The sequence below is a fragment of the Halobacillus aidingensis genome (assembly GCF_900104185.1).
Classification (GTDB): domain Bacteria; phylum Bacillota; class Bacilli; order Bacillales; family Halobacillaceae; genus Halobacillus; species Halobacillus aidingensis.
Map to the genome: position 1 here is coordinate 41,294 of NZ_FNIZ01000018.1, position 18,684 is coordinate 59,977.

Annotated in this window: 16 protein-coding genes and 2 tRNA genes; 11 read left to right on the forward strand and 7 right to left on the reverse strand. The window is 44.7% G+C overall.

What is annotated here, in order from left to right; all coding sequences use genetic code 11:
• Positions 1 to 89: 89 nt before the first annotated feature.
• From BLS23_RS15565 to BLS23_RS15575, 3 genes are read right to left on the reverse strand one after another with little or no spacing between them, the layout of a single operon-like run.
• Positions 90 to 512: a GNAT family N-acetyltransferase gene (locus tag BLS23_RS15565; protein WP_089653964.1), complete on the reverse strand. Its 423-nt coding sequence runs from the start codon at positions 510 to 512 to the stop codon at positions 90 to 92.
• Between the two features lie 6 nt (positions 513 to 518).
• Positions 519 to 1,034, reverse strand: coding sequence for a 2'-5' RNA ligase family protein (locus BLS23_RS15570; RefSeq protein ID WP_089653965.1), 516 nt, complete (start codon positions 1,032 to 1,034; stop codon positions 519 to 521).
• 30 nt (positions 1,035 to 1,064) lie between these two features.
• Entirely contained in the window at positions 1,065 to 1,793 is a 729-nt protein-coding gene (locus tag BLS23_RS15575) for an alpha/beta hydrolase (RefSeq protein ID WP_089653966.1), read from the reverse strand.
• 835 nt (positions 1,794 to 2,628) lie between these two features.
• Here BLS23_RS15575 and BLS23_RS15590 point away from each other — a divergent pair.
• Positions 2,629 to 2,701, forward strand: a tRNA-Val gene (locus tag BLS23_RS15590).
• A 112-nt stretch (positions 2,702 to 2,813) separates the two neighbouring features.
• On the opposite strand, the gene BLS23_RS15595 is transcribed toward BLS23_RS15590, so the two are convergent.
• On the reverse strand, positions 2,814 to 4,133 hold the full coding sequence (locus BLS23_RS15595; RefSeq protein ID WP_089653969.1) for a DUF2254 domain-containing protein: 1,320 nt from the start codon (positions 4,131 to 4,133) through the stop codon (positions 2,814 to 2,816).
• Between the two features lie 174 nt (positions 4,134 to 4,307).
• Between BLS23_RS15595 and BLS23_RS15600 the strand changes: the two genes are divergently transcribed.
• Positions 4,308 to 4,380, forward strand: a tRNA-Val gene (locus tag BLS23_RS15600).
• 139 nt (positions 4,381 to 4,519) lie between these two features.
• Here BLS23_RS15600 and BLS23_RS15605 read toward each other — a convergent pair.
• On the reverse strand, positions 4,520 to 5,185 hold the full coding sequence (locus BLS23_RS15605) for a DUF3889 domain-containing protein (RefSeq protein ID WP_089653970.1): 666 nt from the start codon (positions 5,183 to 5,185) through the stop codon (positions 4,520 to 4,522).
• A 115-nt stretch (positions 5,186 to 5,300) separates the two neighbouring features.
• Positions 5,301 to 5,789, reverse strand: a complete 489-nt coding sequence (locus BLS23_RS15610; RefSeq protein ID WP_089653971.1) for a hypothetical protein — start codon at positions 5,787 to 5,789, stop codon at positions 5,301 to 5,303.
• A gap of 203 nt (positions 5,790 to 5,992) precedes the next feature.
• Between BLS23_RS15610 and BLS23_RS15615 the strand changes: the two genes are divergently transcribed.
• Both BLS23_RS15615 and BLS23_RS15620 read left to right on the forward strand, forming a co-directional pair.
• Positions 5,993 to 7,378, forward strand: coding sequence for an alkaline phosphatase (locus tag BLS23_RS15615; protein WP_089653972.1), 1,386 nt, complete (start codon positions 5,993 to 5,995; stop codon positions 7,376 to 7,378).
• A 55-nt stretch (positions 7,379 to 7,433) separates the two neighbouring features.
• Positions 7,434 to 8,090, forward strand: coding sequence for a hypothetical protein (locus tag BLS23_RS15620; RefSeq protein WP_089653973.1), 657 nt, complete (start codon positions 7,434 to 7,436; stop codon positions 8,088 to 8,090).
• An 82-nt stretch (positions 8,091 to 8,172) separates the two neighbouring features.
• Here the strand turns inward: BLS23_RS15620 and BLS23_RS15625 are convergent, their stop codons facing one another.
• Positions 8,173 to 9,036 (reverse strand): SDR family oxidoreductase, encoded by an 864-nt coding sequence (locus tag BLS23_RS15625; RefSeq protein WP_244157242.1) that lies wholly within the window; start codon positions 9,034 to 9,036, stop codon positions 8,173 to 8,175.
• Between the two features lie 225 nt (positions 9,037 to 9,261).
• On the opposite strand from BLS23_RS15625, the gene BLS23_RS15630 reads away from it, so the two are divergent.
• The 7 genes from BLS23_RS15630 (at position 9,262) to BLS23_RS15660 (ending at position 18,001) form a co-directional block, all read left to right on the forward strand.
• A complete protein-coding gene (locus BLS23_RS15630; RefSeq protein ID WP_089653975.1) occupies positions 9,262 to 10,734 on the forward strand; it encodes a CoA-acylating methylmalonate-semialdehyde dehydrogenase in 1,473 nt (490 codons plus the stop codon).
• A gap of 290 nt (positions 10,735 to 11,024) precedes the next feature.
• Positions 11,025 to 11,915, forward strand: a complete 891-nt coding sequence (locus BLS23_RS15635; RefSeq protein ID WP_089653976.1) for a nitrilase-related carbon-nitrogen hydrolase — start codon at positions 11,025 to 11,027, stop codon at positions 11,913 to 11,915.
• Between the two features lie 130 nt (positions 11,916 to 12,045).
• Positions 12,046 to 13,455 (forward strand): NAD(P)-dependent oxidoreductase, encoded by a 1,410-nt coding sequence (locus BLS23_RS15640; RefSeq protein ID WP_089653977.1) that lies wholly within the window; start codon positions 12,046 to 12,048, stop codon positions 13,453 to 13,455.
• The gene (gene preA / locus BLS23_RS15645; RefSeq protein WP_089653978.1) at positions 13,443 to 14,729 is read left to right on the forward strand and encodes an NAD-dependent dihydropyrimidine dehydrogenase subunit PreA; all 1,287 of its coding nucleotides are present in this window, start codon (positions 13,443 to 13,445) and stop codon (positions 14,727 to 14,729) included. Before BLS23_RS15640 ends, preA begins: the two co-directional genes overlap by 13 nt.
• A gap of 18 nt (positions 14,730 to 14,747) precedes the next feature.
• Positions 14,748 to 16,163, forward strand: a complete 1,416-nt coding sequence (gene hydA, locus BLS23_RS15650) for a dihydropyrimidinase (protein ID WP_089653979.1) — start codon at positions 14,748 to 14,750, stop codon at positions 16,161 to 16,163.
• Between the two features lie 92 nt (positions 16,164 to 16,255).
• On the forward strand, positions 16,256 to 17,749 hold the full coding sequence (locus BLS23_RS15655) for an NCS1 family transporter (protein ID WP_089653980.1): 1,494 nt from the start codon (positions 16,256 to 16,258) through the stop codon (positions 17,747 to 17,749).
• Between the two features lie 15 nt (positions 17,750 to 17,764).
• Complete coding sequence (locus tag BLS23_RS15660) at positions 17,765 to 18,001, forward strand: hypothetical protein (RefSeq protein WP_089653981.1); 237 nt, start codon at positions 17,765 to 17,767, stop codon at positions 17,999 to 18,001.
• Positions 18,002 to 18,684: the final 683 nt, after the last annotated feature.

Sequence of the window (18,684 nt, forward strand, 5' to 3'; positions counted from 1 at the left end):
TGTAGCCTATACGGTTCATTTTAGACAAAAGGACCTTAGGATAAACGAAAAAACTCCGGAAGCCCGGAGTTTTTTCGTTTATCATTTTTTTATAATTTTTTCACCATCGTCACGTGTGGGATGCCGGCATCCATGAATGGGTCTGAAATGGTCACATACCCAAGAGACACATAGAAAGCCTCTGCATGGGTCTGGGCATTCAATTTGGCCTTGTCAAATGCATAATCACGGATTACTTCTTCCATCGACTCGATGATCTGTTTTCCGAATGATTGGCCTCGGTGTTCCTTCATGACACAAATCCGTTCAAGTTTCCCAAATCCTTGAACAAAGCGTAGTCGGGAAGCGGCGACCGGCTGTTTCCCCTCATATCCAACAAAATGGATGGCGCTATCATCAAACTCATCAATTTCTATTTCCAAGGGAACCTGTTGTTCATCTACAAAGACGACGCGTCTAACGTAGAAAGCGTCGTCTTTTTGCTGTTTATTCTTAACCTTCACAATGTCCACGGACTATCACCCTTTGCCGAGTCGGAATGTTTCATAAACACTCCATGCCCCATTTTCAAGCTGATAAAGCAACTGGAAGCGGTCGACTTTATCATTCAAGTCGAATTTCAGCATGCGCAGGCTGCCATATACATCCGAGAATTCTTCATCCGAAAGCTTTTGGGCAATTGTGATATGTGGGACAAAAGCAAAATCTTTCTCCTCTGGAAGTTCTCCTGCGTGCAGCTTGTCATTCAATTCAAAAATTTCATCGGAAGGTTCAATTTTTAAGTAAATCGTATTTGTGACGGGTGAGAAAGAGCTCACCTTATAAACACCATACGAAAAAGGCTGCGTGTTTTTTGCAATCTCGCTCAATTCAGGAATGATTTTGTTCTCAATTTCTTCTTCTTCTGCTTCAAACGCTTCTTTCATCGTGATATGTGGGGGAATCAACGCATAATGGGGATCATAACGCTTGCGGTATGAATTCGCCACATCCTGTACTTTTTTTGATGGAAAAACTGCTATTCCGTATCTCATTGGACTAACCTCCTGTTTCCTTCTATATCGCTATTCCTTACCAAACATCTTCAATAAAGCACGTTCAAAATCCTTCTGCCATGTGCCCCATGTATGATCACCATCTAATTCATGATACGTATAGGCAAGCGGCTGGCGATTCAAAAACTCGCGCAGTTCACGGTTAGGTTCAAGAAAATTCTTTCTTGCTCCTTCTGTCGTTTCGACATCTGTTTCTTCCATTCCGATGGTATGATAAATGGTCAAGGAAGAAAAGTCTTTGGTCGATTGCACGACCTCTTTGACATGTTCATCCACATAAGGACTCTGCATGATGACATTGCCGAAGATGTTCGGGAATTTCACCGCCGTCATTAAAGCGAGCGTGCCTGCTAAAGAGTCACCGACAAGTGTTCGTCCGCGCCCCATGCAGTAACCAGGAAACTCCTCATCCAGGAAAGGTACAACTTCGCGAATAAGGAAGTTGACGTATTCTGCTTGTTTCTTTCCGTCTGGATGGTATTTGTCCTGGCGATCATATTTGTCATTGTAATGGATGCCAATGAAAATGGTGTTCTCGATCTTTTCTTCTTTATGGAGTTTATCACTCAATGTGGCCGCGCGTCCCATCGAGTAATAATCGTTTCCATCCTGCATGATACAGAAATGGTATTTGTATAATGGAGAAAAATTCTTCGGAGTGTACACCCTCAGTGTCATTTTCTCCTGTAAGTATTGACTATCAATGGTGTATTCTGTCATGGATCCGTCTCTACCCATTTTCCTACCACCTCCTCACAGCATGGAAAGTTCCTTTAGGATTTCCCAATAAATTTTTCGTGTAAACGTTCCACTATTCATTTTATCATATAATTGTCGAAAAAGTTGAAAAGATGATAGGTGGGATTTTCAGGTAAAATGTTCTTTTATATTTATAAGATTGTTTCACTAACTGGCAAGATTGTTGAAGACTCGATTTCGAGACTTTTCGGGGTTCGTTGCCCGGGTGAACACGTAAGGGGTGGCTGGGAAGCTACTCGCTTTCCTGTGGGGGAGTGGCAAGCTTCCTCGGACTTCGTCCTGCGGGATCTCGCCTATCTCCTTTCTCCCACGGGAGTCTCGCAGCTTCCCAACCACCCCATTCCATGAAGGTGAGAAACGAACCCCATTCCTGTGGGAGGGTGCCTTCCACTATCCTGGTGTTATAAGCATAAAGCACTCTATAACAAGCTTTTCGTGTGCAGAATAGCGTCCTTAGGAGTTCATTCCCCTCCAATTACCATGGGCATAAAAGCGGCTTATTCCGGAAGTGGTTAAAGTGGTTTCGATATACTTATATGGCAAAGGGGCGGAGGGGAATGGCGAGACTCCTGCGGGGAAAAAGTGCATGGTGAGACCCCACAGGACGCAGTCCAAGGAGGCTCACCGCGGTCCCGCGGAAAGCGAGCTGTTCCCCGCAGCCCCCTTCCATTCACCAAAAGTCTCGAAACTGAGTCTTCCACAAAGGGGAGCTCTAGTTAAGCGAGGCAGAAATATAATGTAGTGTGAGATTGTTGACATTCTTAGTGTTTCGTAGTATATTATTCCTTGTCAGCAAATACTTATGATTACATACGATTCCGTAGCTCAGCTGGGAGAGCGCCACCTTGACAGGGTGGAGGTCGTTGGTTCGAGCCCAATCGGAATCACTAATAAAAAAAGCGAGCATTCATTATGAATGCTCGCTTTTTTTATGGTCTATAAGATTCAATGGGGACAAATGATGACATCAGGCTCATGGTTTCCTGAGCTTGTATTCTTCTATGAGTTTGGTAAGCTGAAGTCTTTGTTACAAGCTTCTGCTAATTTTTCCACTTCGTTGTTGAACCTCTTGAAATCGAGTTCATCCAATTCTTCTACTTTTACAGCGTTGATGATTGTGCTGCTGAATGTCCAAACATCTTCTTGGACAGCTTGTGACTGCGTAGCGGCAATTTTATACAAAGATTCAAGGACACTATTCATGACAGATATATCATGATAGCCATATATTTTTATTTGGTAAAAGCTCTTATACAGATACTCTTCAAAGGATTTCGGCTGGGCAATTAAACGAAGTTGGTCATCATTATCGATGTAGTATCGGATCGGTTCATAAACCGACGCCAGTTCTATAAGCAGGGATCCAATCCGGTTAATGCAGTTTGTCGCGGTATGGGGGTCGTTCAGGCTTGGTGAGATGGCTCTCACTGCAATCTCTACTAGCTTTTGTATAGAGAATTCGACATCCTGTGTATCAATCCGTTCATTCCCAATTAAAACATAAGCTGTGCATTCCTTTGGGTTTGTAAGTTCACTGTCCGCATCCTTCCAATAATAAAAGAGGGGCATTCCTTTTTGAATGTAATCTCCCATTAAAAAGCTTGTTTCAAGAATGAGGGTATGATTTTTTGCCCACTTAATAAGAGAATCGTACTGAACACTTTGTACATACCCCGACTTCTGAGCTGGTATCACATGTGCCTGGGAGCGGTCTAATGCTTTTAGCTCGCTGTCATCCCATTCCGTCGCTGTTTGATAATCTTTTTCCTCAAATGTTTTGGCGATGAGAGTTGAGGTGCTTTTTCTAATTGCGCCAATTAAGTTATTCACTTTCAGGAATCGTGAAGAATGATGAATGAACAATATGAAAAATGCTAAACAAATAATGGAGACGATGACCGTGAAGAGGGGACTGACCAACCCCAAGCCCGGTTCTTTCCCTATTAGAAACAGATTGATGAGAGAAAAAATAAAGCCAAAAGAAAACACACCCAGCACATGTTGAGTCACTCGACTCTTCATGAAATCCTGCAGGGTCCTTGGTGAAAACTGTGTAGTGTACGTTGTCAGTACAACCATAATGGTCGAAAAACTAATCGTTGTCATTGTTAAGATGGAAGTCACCATCGATCCATATAAAGTTTGAGCAACTGAAGACTTCGTCAAAAAGAGAGAAGGGATGTTGTTTTTATATTCTGATATGATCCATTGATCGATGAGGGCGGTTATCGCCACAGCAATGATTGAAAGGATACTGTATATCGTAGGGAGAAACCAAAAGCTATCTCTGAGATTGATCCAAACCTTTCCTTTATTCATTGAAAAACCTACTTCCTCGTATATAGTGTATGTTTCTTAGTATGACCGATTATGGCAAGGATAAAAAGCTACTTTTACATGAACTTAAAAAACTCTTAAAATTTCATTGACACTTTATTTGTTCCGTAGTATATTATTATTTGTCAGCAAGACAGCCGACAAAATTCTACATACGATTCCGTAGCTCAGCTGGGAGAGCGCCACCTTGACAGGGTGGAGGTCGTTGGTTCGAGCCCAATCGGAATCATCCATACTAAGTGCCGAAATGGCGTAGTTTCTCATCCAGGGAGAGGCTGCGTCATTTCTTTTTTTATAGGATGTCATCATCTGCTTTTTTTCATAAGAAAAGAGACAGATAAATGCTGTCTCTTAAAATATATTGAACCTTATGATACTTCCTTGAAGTTGATGGAAATGATGCGGTCTGTTGTTGGATTATAGATGACCGCCCCTTCGATGCTCATTGTTTCCTGAGGGGATTCCATAACAAACTTGTAAACTTCCTTTATGTTACCATTCTGCTGGGTTTGGCTTACTTTACTGTAATCCGTAGCATTATAATTCGGGTAGGCCGATTGAGCGATCTCTAAAAGGTATTTCCCCCATTTTTCTTCTTCTAATTGAGGGTTCGGTGTGATTTCTACATTGATGACACCAAGATCCACACTTGCCCCTAATGTTTCAAAGGCTTTTCTGTGAAGGTTGATTTTATTTTCCGGGAAGTTAGGGACTTGATCGACGACCGTGACTAAAACGACCCGTTGATTAGCAAGGTTTTTCACTTTAATCGTCTGCCCGCATTGGTAAGGTGAATTCTGACCGACAGCAGCCGTCATGTATCGGTTATTCGACCATGGAATTCTACATTTGGTCACTTCTCCGCCCTCTGTCCAGGTGGCCTGGCCGCGCACCGGTTGTCTTACACCATAGCCATAGTAGTTTGGGTAAGTTCCATAGGCTTGAGGGTAGGCATAACGAGAATAAGGGTGGTAGGGATTTGCCCCGTAGGGATACCCATAACCATAAGGGACATGGTTAAAATTGGAGTACATTCATTTTCCCCCTGTCTTTACTTTATATCCTCAATAGCCTATGTTATATCTGGCTGGTGTGTGAACGTCCAATATGTACTCCGGTTTCCGTGAAAATCCTACATGGAAAATGAGGTTAATCTACGAGTACCACCCAGTGATCATCTTTTAATGCATCAGGTGGATATTTAAAAATGTTTTTATAGACAGCCTTCAGTTCATCGTACAGTTTTTTTGAATGGATGGTTCTTAAGTATTTGTCCGGGTTGTCTTTAAAAGATTGAAGCTTATGTAAATCAAGTCCGATTTTATAGGAGTAGAAGCGTTCAGAAGATCGTAAGAAAGATTTTTCTGTTGGCTCCGCATCACTGTGGGCAAGCGGATGTTTGCTGTGGACCCTTATTTTTCTTGATGTCTTGTTATCCTCCTCAAGTTCCTCGCCTACGTCGTAAAATTTCCTGAAGGGCGCTTCCGAATCACTGTCGATATAACTGGTACGGAAACTGAACTCTACAGCTCCGTGCTCACCAGAGACGACACAAAAGGCGAGGTATGTACACTTATCTTCGATTCCTCGATTAATCTCTTCCTTGTTACTAAAGCAGTGACAAAAGCTTTTGGTCATGATTTCACACCTTTTTTGATTAGATTTTGACCTATTATACCACGCTTAACCTATCATTCGGTGATAATTAAATTCCAAACAATGTACCTGATCCAATTGTCTTAATTTGTTAATTTACGCTAGATTTACAGTTTTTTAACCATTGTTTCATATTCTCCAAGTAATATGCGTATTGCATCGACATATAACGAGGAGGAATAAAGTTGTTTAGCAAAAAGTATATGAAAAAACTATTGCCTGTGGCTCTAACTACATCTTTAATTCTAGGAGGTTCTGCTTTTACTTTTAACGAAGAGGTTCTTGCAAAACCTAAAGAGGATAAAGGAAAGGTAGAGAACATTATTTTTCTAATTGGAGATGGTATGGGACCTAACTATACATCCGCTTACCGTTACTTCAAAGATGATCCTTCTACTCCTTATACGGAAAACACGGCATTCGATGAACATTTAATCGGGATGCAGGAGACCTATTCCTGGGATCCAGAAGAGAGCATCACGGATTCCGCTGCCGCTGCAACTTCAATGGCAGCTGGAATTAAAACCTACAACAATGCAATTGCTGTGGACATGCAGAAGAATGAAGTGAAAACCGCTCTCGAGTTGGCGAAGGAAAAAGGCAAAGCAACAGGCCTTGTAGCGACTTCTCAAGTAAATCATGCTACACCTGCTTCATTCGGTGCTCATGATGAATCCCGCCACAATTATAATGATATCGCTGATGATTACTTTGATGAAAAAGTAAATGGTGAACACAAGATTGATGTGCTGCTCGGTGGAGGAACTACTTATTTTAAAAGGGAAGATCGTGACCTGACCAATGATTTCCAGAAAGATGGATACAGCTATGTGGAGTCTCGTGAGGAACTTATGGAAGATTCTAATGATCAAATCGTTGGTTTGTTCGCTCCTAAAGGCATGGATAAGATGATTGACCGGTCTTCAGATGCTCCTTCTTTGGAGGAAATGACTTCTTCAGCATTGGACAGGCTGAGCGAGGACAAAGATGGTTTCTTCCTGATGGTTGAAGGCAGTCAGATCGACTGGGCGGGTCATGATAATGATGTAGTAGCGGCTATGAGCGATATGCAGGACTTTGAAGCTGCTTATGAAGAAGCCATTGAGTTTGCGAAGAACAATAAGAATACATTAGTTGTTACGACAGCAGACCACTCTACAGGTGGAATGGCTATGGGGCGGGATGGAGAATATCAGTGGAATCCTGAACCTTTGAAAGCTGCGAAACGTACACCTGACTTTATGGCTGCAGAAATCTCAGAAGGAGCTGGAGTCGAAAAAACGTTAGAACAGTACGTGGATCTTGACTTGACGGACGATGAAGTCCAATCCGTGAAAGATGCAGCAGAAAATGGATCAGTGACGGAGATTGATAATGCGATTGAGCACATTTTTGATATTCGCTCCGGTACAGGATGGACAACCGGCGGCCATACGGGGGAAGATGTGATTGTGTACGGTTATGGTCCTCAGTCTCAACAATTCGCAGGACTTCATGATAACCACGAAGTTGGACAAAAGGTCATGAACTTGATGGAGAATGGAAAAATGAAAAAGCAGGCACATAAATAATTGAAAAAGCTTCCCTTTCTTAGGGAGGCTTTTTTGGAAAAAGGAGAGATAAACGTTGAAACGTTTGTTGCTATTATTGAGTTTAACCATTTCCATTATTCTCACAGGGTGTTCAAACCATGTGGCTGGAGAAGGGAATGAGTCGGAGGGACAATCTCCCTTATTTGAAATTCCAGAACAAACGAAGTATAAAAATAATCCCCAAGCTCCCGATGATCAGGATTTAAAGGAAGTAGGGAACCAGGTAGAAGACATGGATGGGCGGCTAGCTCTTAAAGCTATTAAGAAGATGGAGAAGTATATAGAAGTAGGACCGGTCCAAATGGCGGTTAAGGACGTCAAAGTGCTCAATTATTCTCCTTCACCTGACTTGGTGGATTATTTCCATGCCTATACTCATAATGAAACAAACTTTAATTATATCAAGTTCACCGTAGCTATAAAAAATACTGGAGATCAGAAAGTGAATTTAGCGCCTGTGGAAGTCTTGAAGACGAATACCGGGGAGAAGTTGGGGTTCAAGGACGACTTTTATTTGGAAAAGCTAAAAGGGGTATATGAACCTGGTGAAACACGTGTCGGACAAATGGGGTTTGTTCTTGAGCATGATTGGAAAGAATTAGAGTCTATGCGGATCGAAACCAGTGATGTTTTGGACGAAGAAGGAAACGTGTTGGTAGAAGGGGAGAAACTAAAAGTAGACCTGCAATGATGATGATGGTGAAAAATATATAGAAAGAGCGGTCCCTCAGCCTTTTGGGTTTGGGACCGCTCTTTTTATAGAGAACGTGCTTTTAACCGTTGACAGGTATGCCGCCGTTGACATGGATCATTTGTCCTGTCACGTAGCTGGAATCTTGGCTTGCTAAATAAACATAGGCAGGAGCAAGCTCATACGGCTGCCCTGGACGACCCATCGGGTTGGTGGAACCGAACTCCGCTACTTTTTGCTTATCAAAACTTGCAGGAATCAAAGGTGTCCAAATCGGACCAGGCGCGACGCCGTTGACGCGTATACCTTTATCTACCAAGGACTTGGCGAGAGAACGCGTGAATGTGGTTATGGCTCCTTTGGTTGAAGAGTAGTCAATCAACTGTTCATTTCCCTCATATGCAGTGACTGATGAAGTGTTAATGATCGTGCTTCCTTTTTGTAAGTGAGGGAGGACGGCCTTAGCCATATATACATAAGAAAAGAAATTCACGCGAAAGGTCTTCTCCAGCTGCTGATTCGTGATGGCAGTTAGATCTTTTTGTGGAAACTGCATCGCCGCATTGTTTACGAGAACATCAATCGTTCCAAAGTCAGTTTTGATTCGCCGGACGGTTTCTTCACAAAACGCTGCACTGCCGATATCTCCATTATAAAGGCGGCATGTGCGACCTTCCGATTCAATCAACTGCTTCGTCTTCTCAGCGTCTTCCTGTTCGTTGAGGTATAAGACAGCAACGTCCGCGCCTTCCTTGGCGAAGTAAAGGCTGACCGCACGCCCTATACCGCTGTCTCCACCAGTAATCACAGCCACTTTTCCTTTTAATTTATCGCTTCCTTTATAGTTTGGATCCACGTATTCCGGAAGTGGCTTCATTTCATGTTCAAACCCTGGTTGCCGTTCCTGATGCTGCTTCGGCTGAATCTCCTTCTTCTGATTGCTCACAAAATCCCTCCTATATGTAAAATACTGGATGACCTGGTCACCCAATATTAGGATGCCCAGGTCATCCAGTATTATCCAAATATGAAATAGCTTCTTCCAAAAGGTCATTATGTCAAAATGGGAGGTTTTTGATTTGACACTTCGTCCATTGATGTAGAAATTTTCTGAATTTATAATATATTTGAAGGGTGTAAAGGAACAGAATCTACGAGTAGAGGTGAAAAAATGGAGACAACTTTCTCGAAGAAGAATCAGGTAACCATTCAGAACTTCATTGGAGGCGAGTGGGTTTCGTCGGAAAACGGGCAAGTGGAGGACGTACCCAATCCTGCGACAGGAGAGATCATTGCACAAGTTCCCATTTCAACGAAAGAGGATGTAGATAAAGCGGTCCAATCAGCGAGAGAGGCATTCAAGACGTGGAAAAAGGTGCCGGTACCGAAGCGGGCCAGAGTGATGTTCAAGTATCACCAGTTACTAGTGGAAAATCGTGAGGAGCTGGCCAAAGCACTCACACAGGAAAATGGAAAGACTATGAAAGATGCGACAGGTGAAGTGCAGCGGGGTATTGAATGTGTTGAATTCGCAGCTGGCGCACCAAGTCTTATGATGGGGGATGTTCTTCCAGACATTGCAGAAGGGATAGACTCTGGAATGTACCGCTATCCGGTGGGCGTCGTTGGGGGGATCACCCCGTTTAACTTCCCGATGATGGTGCCATTATGGATGTTCCCGCTTGCGATCGTATGTGGAAATACATTTGTATTGAAACCATCAGAACGCACGCCGATCCTCGCGAAAATGCTCGTTGAACTTATTCATGAAGCGGGTCTTCCGAAAGGCGTCCTCAATGTCGTCAACGGTGCCCATGACGTTGTAAACGGATTGCTTGAGCATGAGGAAGTCGACGCCATTTCCTTCGTCGGTTCTCAGCCTGTTGCGGAATATGTGTACAAAACGGCTGCCAACCACGGCAAGCGAGTTCAAGCGCTCGCTGGAGCGAAGAACCACTCCATCGTTCTTCCGGATTGTAACTTAGACAAGTCGGTCGAAGGAATCATCAATGCTGCTTTCGGAAGCGCGGGAGAGCGCTGCATGGCTTGTTCTGTTGTTGTAGCCGTCGGCGATGTGGGTGATGCCCTTGTCGCCAAATTAAAAGAAGCGGCTGATCAATTAAATGTAGGAAATGGGTTAGACGAGGAAACAAACCTCGGGCCATTGATCCGTGACTCCCACCGTGAGCGTGTTCTCAGCTATATTGAAGCTGGAGAACAGGATAATGCGAAGCTTGTCCGTGATGGGAGAGTAGAGCTTCGTGAAAATGAGTCTGGTTATTTCCTTGGTGCGACAATCTTTGACTACGTCAGCGATGAGATGAAGATTTGGAAAGATGAGATCTTTGCCCCGGTTCTTAGTATCGTTCGTGCTGATACGCTCGATGAGGCGATCGAAACGGCCAATAAATCTGAATTCGCCAATGGCGCTGTCATCTACACGTCAAGCGGGAAAGCCGTTCAACAGTTCAGAGAAGAGATGGATGCCGGAATGCTGGGTGTCAACGTCAACGTTCCAGCACCAATGGCGTTCTTCCCGTTCTCTGGAAATAAAAAGTCCTTCTATGGCGATCTCCATGCTAATGGTAAAGATGGACTCAACTTCTATACGAAGCGTAAAATGCTGACACAACGCTGGTACTGACTTTTTATAGGTGCGCGGGATTCTGAAAATTCCGTGCACTTCCCACTATAGCATCCACAAATTTCCTGCCGATCTTACAAAAAATCTAAACGCAGAATGCAACATTTGACATTATGTATAATGGAATTTTTCATTTTATGATGTAAAGTAAAATTAGTTATTTAAAAATTTAGTAAATAAAGAAAATTCAATTAAAAGAGGTAAGCCTTGATTTAAGAAATCACAATCTTGGGGGATTTGGTTTCAAGGTGACTGGACAACAAAAAAGGATTACATAAGGAGGAATTATAGTGTCTGATAAAGTCCAAATTGGTTTAATCCAAGCTTCGCATGATGTGGATGGGAGTGAGCCTGTAGAGGTTCATAAACAGCACTCCATTGAAAAACATATCAAACTAGTAAAAGAAGCAGCGGAAAAAGGGGCGCAGATCATTTGCCTTCAAGAAATTTTCTATGGCCCCTACTTTTGTTCAGAACAAAATCCGAAGTGGTACGACTCAGCGGAAGAAATTCCAAATGGTCCTACAACGATACGTTTCCAAGAACTCGCGAAAGAGCTGGGCGTGGTGATTGTTCTTCCTATCTATGAAAAAGAGGGGATTTCAACGTATTACAACACAGCGGCCGTCATCGATGCAGATGGCTCTTATCTAGGAAAATACCGCAAACACCACATTCCACAAGTCGCTGTCGGCGACAAGGGGCACGGGTTCTGGGAAAAGTATTACTTCAAGCCAGGAAACCTCGGATACCCGGTGTTCGATACGGCCTTTGCGAAAGTCGGCGTCTACATCTGTTATGACCGCCATTTCCCTGAGGGTGCTAGATTACTAGGGTTAAACGGGGCAGAGGTGGTCTTCAACCCATCAGCCACTGTAGCTGGGCTTTCTGAGTACCTATGGAAACTTGAGCAGCCTGCTCATGCGGTAGCCAATGGGTATTACCTTGGCGCTATTAACCGTGTCGGTTATGAAGGACCGTGGAACATGGGTGAATTTTATGGACAGTCCTATCTTGTCGACCCACGCGGAAACTTTGTTGAAACTGCCAGCCGCGACCAAGACGAAGTCCTCGTTGCAGAAATGGACAAGAAGTTTATCCGTGAAGTACGTGACACATGGCAGTTCTATCGCGACCGCCGTCCGGAAACTTACGAGAACATGGTTGAGCTTCTCCCTTAAAACCTATCCATCAGACACAAAGTAGAAGTTCTGCATAGAGCAAAAGAAAATGAACCATTTTCTCTATGTGGAACTTTTTTATTAAGAGGCCTAACTAAAAGCCTCTCTTTTATTAAAGGAGGGAAACACCTTGACCCAGTTAAAGAGCAAAGGGATTTCATTGGAAAATTTGAAGGTGAACTTCGAGGAAGTCCATGACGGGCTGAATGCTCAGGAAGCGATGGAAGAATCGAACCGCTGTTTATATTGTTACGATGCTCCTTGTATCCAGGCTTGTCCCACAGGTATCGATATCCCGAAATTCATTAAGAAGATCGCATCCGGGAACTTGAAAGGATCGGCAACGACCATCATGTCGTCCAACCCTGTCGGAGCGACTTGCGCCCGTGTTTGTCCGACGGAAGAGTTGTGCGAAGGAGCCTGTGTTTTGAACCATTCCACTGAACCGATCTTGATTGGAGATTTACAACGATTCGCAACAGACTGGGCAATTAAAAACGAACAATTATTGTTCAAGCCTGGCAAGAAAAACGGTAAAAAAGTTGCGGTTGTCGGCGGCGGACCTGCCGGGTTATCGGCAGCCAGGGAACTCGCCAGGTTCGGTTATGATGTAACGATTTTTGAAGCCGAAGCGGAAGCGGGTGGACTTGATACCTACGGGATTGTTTCTTTCCGTCTTCCACAGGATATTTCCCGCTGGGAAGTCGACCAAGTCGAAAAGCTGGATGTTGAAATCCGCACCAACACAAGGGTAGGCACAGATGTTTCTTTTGATGAGTTGACCAATGATTATGATTCGATTGTGTTGACGATCGGAATGGGGAATGTTCCGATGCTCGGCATTGATGGAGAGGATCTGGATGGTGTGCATGACGCCATTGATTTTGTGAAAAGTACGAAGTCTGGACCGATCACCGACGAACTTCTTGGGAAAAATGTCGTCGTTGTCGGCGCCGGTAACACAGCCATTGATGCTGCGACTTGTGCCGCTCGAAAAGGTGCTGGTGATGTGAAGATCGTTTACCGCCGGACGAGGAATGAAATGACCGCGTATGAGTTCGAATATGACTTTGCAAAGCAGGATGATGTCGAATTCAACTGGCTCACACAACCTGTTGAAATCATTGGTGATGAAAACGGGAAAGTCACACACTTAAAATGCGTGAAGATGGCCCTCGGTGAACCGGATGCGGATGGCCGCCGCAGACCGTCTCCTGTTGAAAACTCTGAATTTGTCATGGAAGTGGATGCTGTCATTAAAGCGATTGGTCAAAGCCGTTATACCGATCTTATTGAAGGGTTTGGGCTGGATCATGAAGGTGGCGTTGTCACTGTCGATCCAGAAACATTGCAAACATCGAATCCGAAAGTTTTTTCAGCGGGTGATGTCATCTTTGCCAAAGGGCAGGGAGAAGCGATGGTTGTAACAGCCGCCCAACAAGGAAAAGAAGCAGCGATGGCGATCCACAAACAACTGGCACCTGAGCCGACGAGCGCCTACAAATCTTTCAACAAGGAGGAACATACATGGCTGACTTAAGTTTGAATCTTGCAGGAATCAAATCTCCGAATCCATACTGGCTCGCCTCTGCGCCTCCAACAAACTCGGGCTACCAGGTCCAGCGCGCCTTTGAAGCTGGATGGGGTGGTGCCGTTTGGAAAACGTTGGGTGAACCAATCTTAAACGTGTCCTCCCGTTTTGCGGCCGTAGGGTTTAATGGAAAACAAGTGGCTGGTTTCAATAATATTGAGCTGATCACAGACCGTCCATTAGAAGTGAACTTGAAAGAAATTTACGAAACGAAAAAAAGGTTTCCAGACCATGCGATCATTGCTTCATTGATGGTTGAACCGACTCAGGAAAAATGGCATGAAATTGTGAAACGTGTCGAAGATGTCGGGGTGGATGGGCTGGAGTTGAACTTCGGCTGTCCGCACGGGATGGCAGAACGCGGCATGGGGGCAGCCTCCGGGCAGGTTCCAGAGCTTGTTGAGAAGCAGACCATGTGGGCGAAAGAAGTCGCCCAAACGCCTGTCATCGTAAAACTCACACCTAATATTACCGACATTACTTTCACAGCAGAAGCGGCCGTTAATGGTGGAGCTGATGCGGTCAGTATGATTAACACGATCAACAGTCTCGCTGGGGTCGACATTGATTCATGGGATACAATTCCGAACGTTGCTGGCAAAGGGGCACACGGCGGATATTGTGGACCTGCCGTTAAGCCGATTGCATTGAACATGGTCGCGGAATGTGCCCGCCATCCGAAAATCAATGTTCCGATTTCTGGAATGGGTGGTGTATCCAGCTGGAGAGAAGCAGTCGAATTCATGCTCATGGGCGCAACGGGTGTCCAAGTCTGTACAGCTGCGATGCACCACGGCTTCAGTATTATCGATGATATGGTCGAAGGGCTGGACAATTATCTTGATGAAAAAGGCATTGATTCCGTCATGGATCTTGTCGGGAAGTCTGTAGAGAAGTACAGCGACTGGGGCAATTTGGACCTCAATCACCAGGTCGTTGCTCAAATCAATAACGATGTATGCATCAACTGTAATAAGTGCCACATCGCTTGTGAAGATACTTCTCACCAGTGTATCGATATGTTGAAAGATGCCAATGGCAACGACATTCTCAAAGTGCGTGAGGAAGATTGTGTCGGTTGTAACCTTTGCAGCATCGTCTGTCCAGTGGATGGTGCGATCGATATGGTCGAGTATGCGAACGGCAAGCCACCGATGACATGGAATGAAAGACAGGCAGCGATCGGTGCCGCCTCTTCTTGTGATGTCAATTTAATCAAATAATTTTAACGGAGGGATTGGATGAAGAAAATCATCAAAAATGGAACGATTGTGACGGCCGCTGATACGTACAAAGCAGACATTCTCATTGAAAATGAAAAAATTGCTCTGATCGGTCAGGATTTGACCGATCCTTCAGCTGAGGTCGTCGATGCTGAAGGTAACTACATTTTCCCTGGTGGTATCGACCCACACACGCACCTCGAAATGCCTTTTGGGGGAACGGTCAGTAAGGATGACTTTGAAACAGGTACCATAGCCGCTGCTCACGGGGGAACGACCACGGTCATCGACTTCTGTCTGACAGACAAAGGCAAGCCACTACAAAATTCCATTGATCAGTGGCACGCGAAATCCAAGGATAAATCCGTTATCGACTACAGCTTCCATTTGATGATTGGTGAAATGAACGATAGTGTCCTAGAGCAGCTTCCAAGTGTCATAGAAGATGAAGGCATTACATCATTCAAGGTTTTCATGGCTTATAAAAATGTATTCCAGGCTGATGACGGCACCCTTTTCCGTACCTTAGAACAAGCGAAAAAACTTGGCGCCTTAGTCATGGTCCACGCGGAAAACGGCGATGTGATCGAGCATTTAGTTAATAAAGCATTGGAAGCAGGACAAACCGATCCGATTTATCATGCACTGACGCGACCGCCTGAAGTAGAAGGGGAAGCAACAGGGCGTGCAGCAGAATTAACAGGACTTGCTGACTCCCAGCTTTATGTTGTTCACGTGACATGTGAAGAGGCGGTAGAAGCCATCGCGAAAGCTCGCAAAAAAGGCTATAACGTCACAGGTGAAACGTGCCCGCAATACTTGGTGCTCGATCAAAGTTACTTAGAAAAACCAAACTTCGAAGGCGCAAAGTATGTGTGGTCTCCGCCACTTCGTGAAAAGCACCATCAGGAAGTATTATGGAAGGCACTTAAGACAGGGGATCTGCAAACACTTGGTTCCGATCAGTGCTCCTTTGACTTTAAAGGTCAGAAAGACTTAGGAAAAGGGGACTTCACGAAGATCCCGAACGGTGGGCCTATCATTGAAGATCGCGTAAGCATTCTTTTCTCTGAAGGGGTGAAAAAAGGAAGAATTTCGCTGAACGAGTTTGTAGACATTACGTCCACGAAAATCGCGAAGACATTCGGATTGTTCCCACAAAAAGGTACGATTTCGGTCGGCGCAGATGCGGATATTGTCATCTTCGACCCAAGTGTAGAACGGACGATCTCCGTTGAAACGAGTCACATGGCTGCCGATTACAATCCTTTTGAAGGAATGAAAGTGACGGGACAACCGGTCAGTGTATTATCCCGTGGTGATTTTGTCATTAAGAATAAAGAATTTGTCGGTAAACTTGGCAAAGGAAACTATTTGAAACGTTCCCGTTACGGGGAATTGACATCCTCCAAAGAAGAACTTTATCAGAAGTAACCTGTCCGTATGCCATGGAATATAGGCTGCCTCGCTTCATTCAAAGCCGGGCAGCCTTTTAAAAAACAGGTATAGGTAGGAGGAGTCCAATAATGGACAAAAAGACAAATCATTTGATGTCCCCGGATTTAATGCCCATCCCGCACAGTGAGAAAAAGATTAGTACCCTTGGCTTTACATTCATGTGGGTGGGTATGGCTGTTGTTTTGGCCGCTTTCGCCATTGGTGGAGCGGGTGTGCAGGAAATTTCATTAATCTGGGTCGTTCTTGGAACTTTATTGGGAACGATTCTAATCGGTCTTGCAATCACTGTCACGGCTGATATTGGAATTGAACATGGTATATCATTTCCGGTATATATGCGGGCACCTTTTGGAACACTCGGTACCCATTTCCCTTCCGTCGTCCGCGGGGTCGCTGCATCGATGTGGTTCGGGATTAATACATTCTTCGGTTCAACCGCTATCAATGGAATTCTAAACATCTTATTCGGTTTTGATAATTGGTTCGTTTGTTACATTCTTTTTGCTTTATTCCAACTGTTTAATACGGCATTAGGGATTAAAGCGGTAGAAAAATTTGCTGACCTTGCTGCACCGATCATCATTTTGATTGGAGTGTGGATGTATTTCACACTTGCTGGTACAGCAACTGAACAGGGAAGAGACATTTGGGGATGGGTGGAAAGCCCTGTCACCGGAGGAGCTGCTTTTACAGCATTTGTGGTAGTCGTAGTCGGAAATATGGGCTACTGGGCAACCCTTGCTGCAGACATTTCTTCCATCTCTCGCTTTATAAAAGCACCGAAAAATGAGCGTAACTGGATTAAGCGAAACAAAGGTGCTCTAGTTGGTAGTCTTGTAGCGTTACCATTAACACAAACATTCATTGTCGTCCTTGGTGCGGTATCGTACATTGCTGTTTCCAACTTCGACCCTGTTGTCGCTTTGCAGGAGTCAGCGAGCGGTCTGGTCCTCGGAATTCTTCTATTAATGATTGTTCTTGCCCAGTGGTCGACAAACGTGTCAGCCAACATCGTACCTGCGGCCACCATCTTTTCAAATGTAGGCGGACCGAAACTGCCATTCTGGGCCGGCGTTTTCATCGCAGGTCTAGTGGGGACAGTCATCCAGCCATGGAGTATTTTTAACCTATTGATCCCTGTTTTATTGATTGCCGCAGCCATTCTCTCTGTTATTGTAGGAATCATTTTTGCCGATTACTACTTATTGAGAAAGCGGAGAATGAACGTCTATGATTTGTATAAACCCGGCGGACAATTCCGGTATGACGGAGGCATCAACTGGGCTGGCATTATTTCATGGGTCATTGGAAGTGCCTTCGCCTATACGTTCTCAACCTATTCTTTCTTCGTCGGATTTGGCGTAGGTGCCCTATGTTATTACTTATTAGCCAAGCATTGGTATTTCAAAAAACATCCCCAGGCAGAAATCGATAACCCAAGTGACGATGAATATCTCGGCATAACCGTAGGTCGGGACTGGGTTATCGGAGAAAAATTCGTAGAAGAAAAGCTGGGACGCAAGACAGGTACAGAAGGGTCCACAAGGAAAATAGATGCTTAACAAGGAGGAATTGAAATGTCTGACCATCGTGAGTTTGAAGCAGAACGGGAAAAGATTGATTTCTTATTAGAACAGGGTTATGTCATTAGTGGAGTCACCGAAAATTTAAGCGGGGCTTTTGTGGAGTTTGAGTATAAAGGAAACAAACCTGATAAAAGTGAGAAGGAACGCCTTCACATCCTGCACCCGGATACGAGGAAATATTTCTCTACCATTCTCGTCCAACAACAGAAAAAACAGAGTGTTAAATAGAAGAAAGAGGATTGGCTCCCCGCCAATCCTCTTTCTTCTATTTCATCTACATCTTACACATAAGCTCCCGATTGTGGAAGACTTAGTTTCGAGACTTTTGTTGAGTGGATGGGGACTGCGGGGAATAGCTCGCTTTCCGCGGGAGCGCGGTGAGCCTCCTGTGGGGTCTCACCAAGCACTTTTTTCCCGCAGGAGTCTCGCCATTCCCCTCCGCCCACTTGCCGGAAGAGATTCTCGAAACTACCTTCCAGTAATAGGAGCTTTTATGGTTAAGAATCCTATATCGACGTGGGTTAAGGAAGATTTTTACACAGAACTAGGCAGGGTACTTTAAGAGCAATTTCGAGAACCTCATATGGTAAAGGGGCGGAGGGAAACGGTGAGACTCCTACCTTAAGTGTGCAGGCGCCTTGGTCAGCGGCGTATGGACTGGACTGAGCTGGAGGAGATAAAGGAAACACGAAGAGCGGAGCGATTCGATGTTGACTTATCGTACAGAAGCGAGGGAAGTCTCACTAGCCGCTAGGCGCCGGAACCGGATATCTAAGGGGAAGTGCGTGGTAGATGAGACCCCGCAGAGCGTTAGCTCGAGGAGGCTCATCACTCGCCCACGGAAAGCGAACCTTTTCCCGGAGCCCCTAAACACCCACGAAAATCTCGAAATCAAGTCTTCCATAAACCTG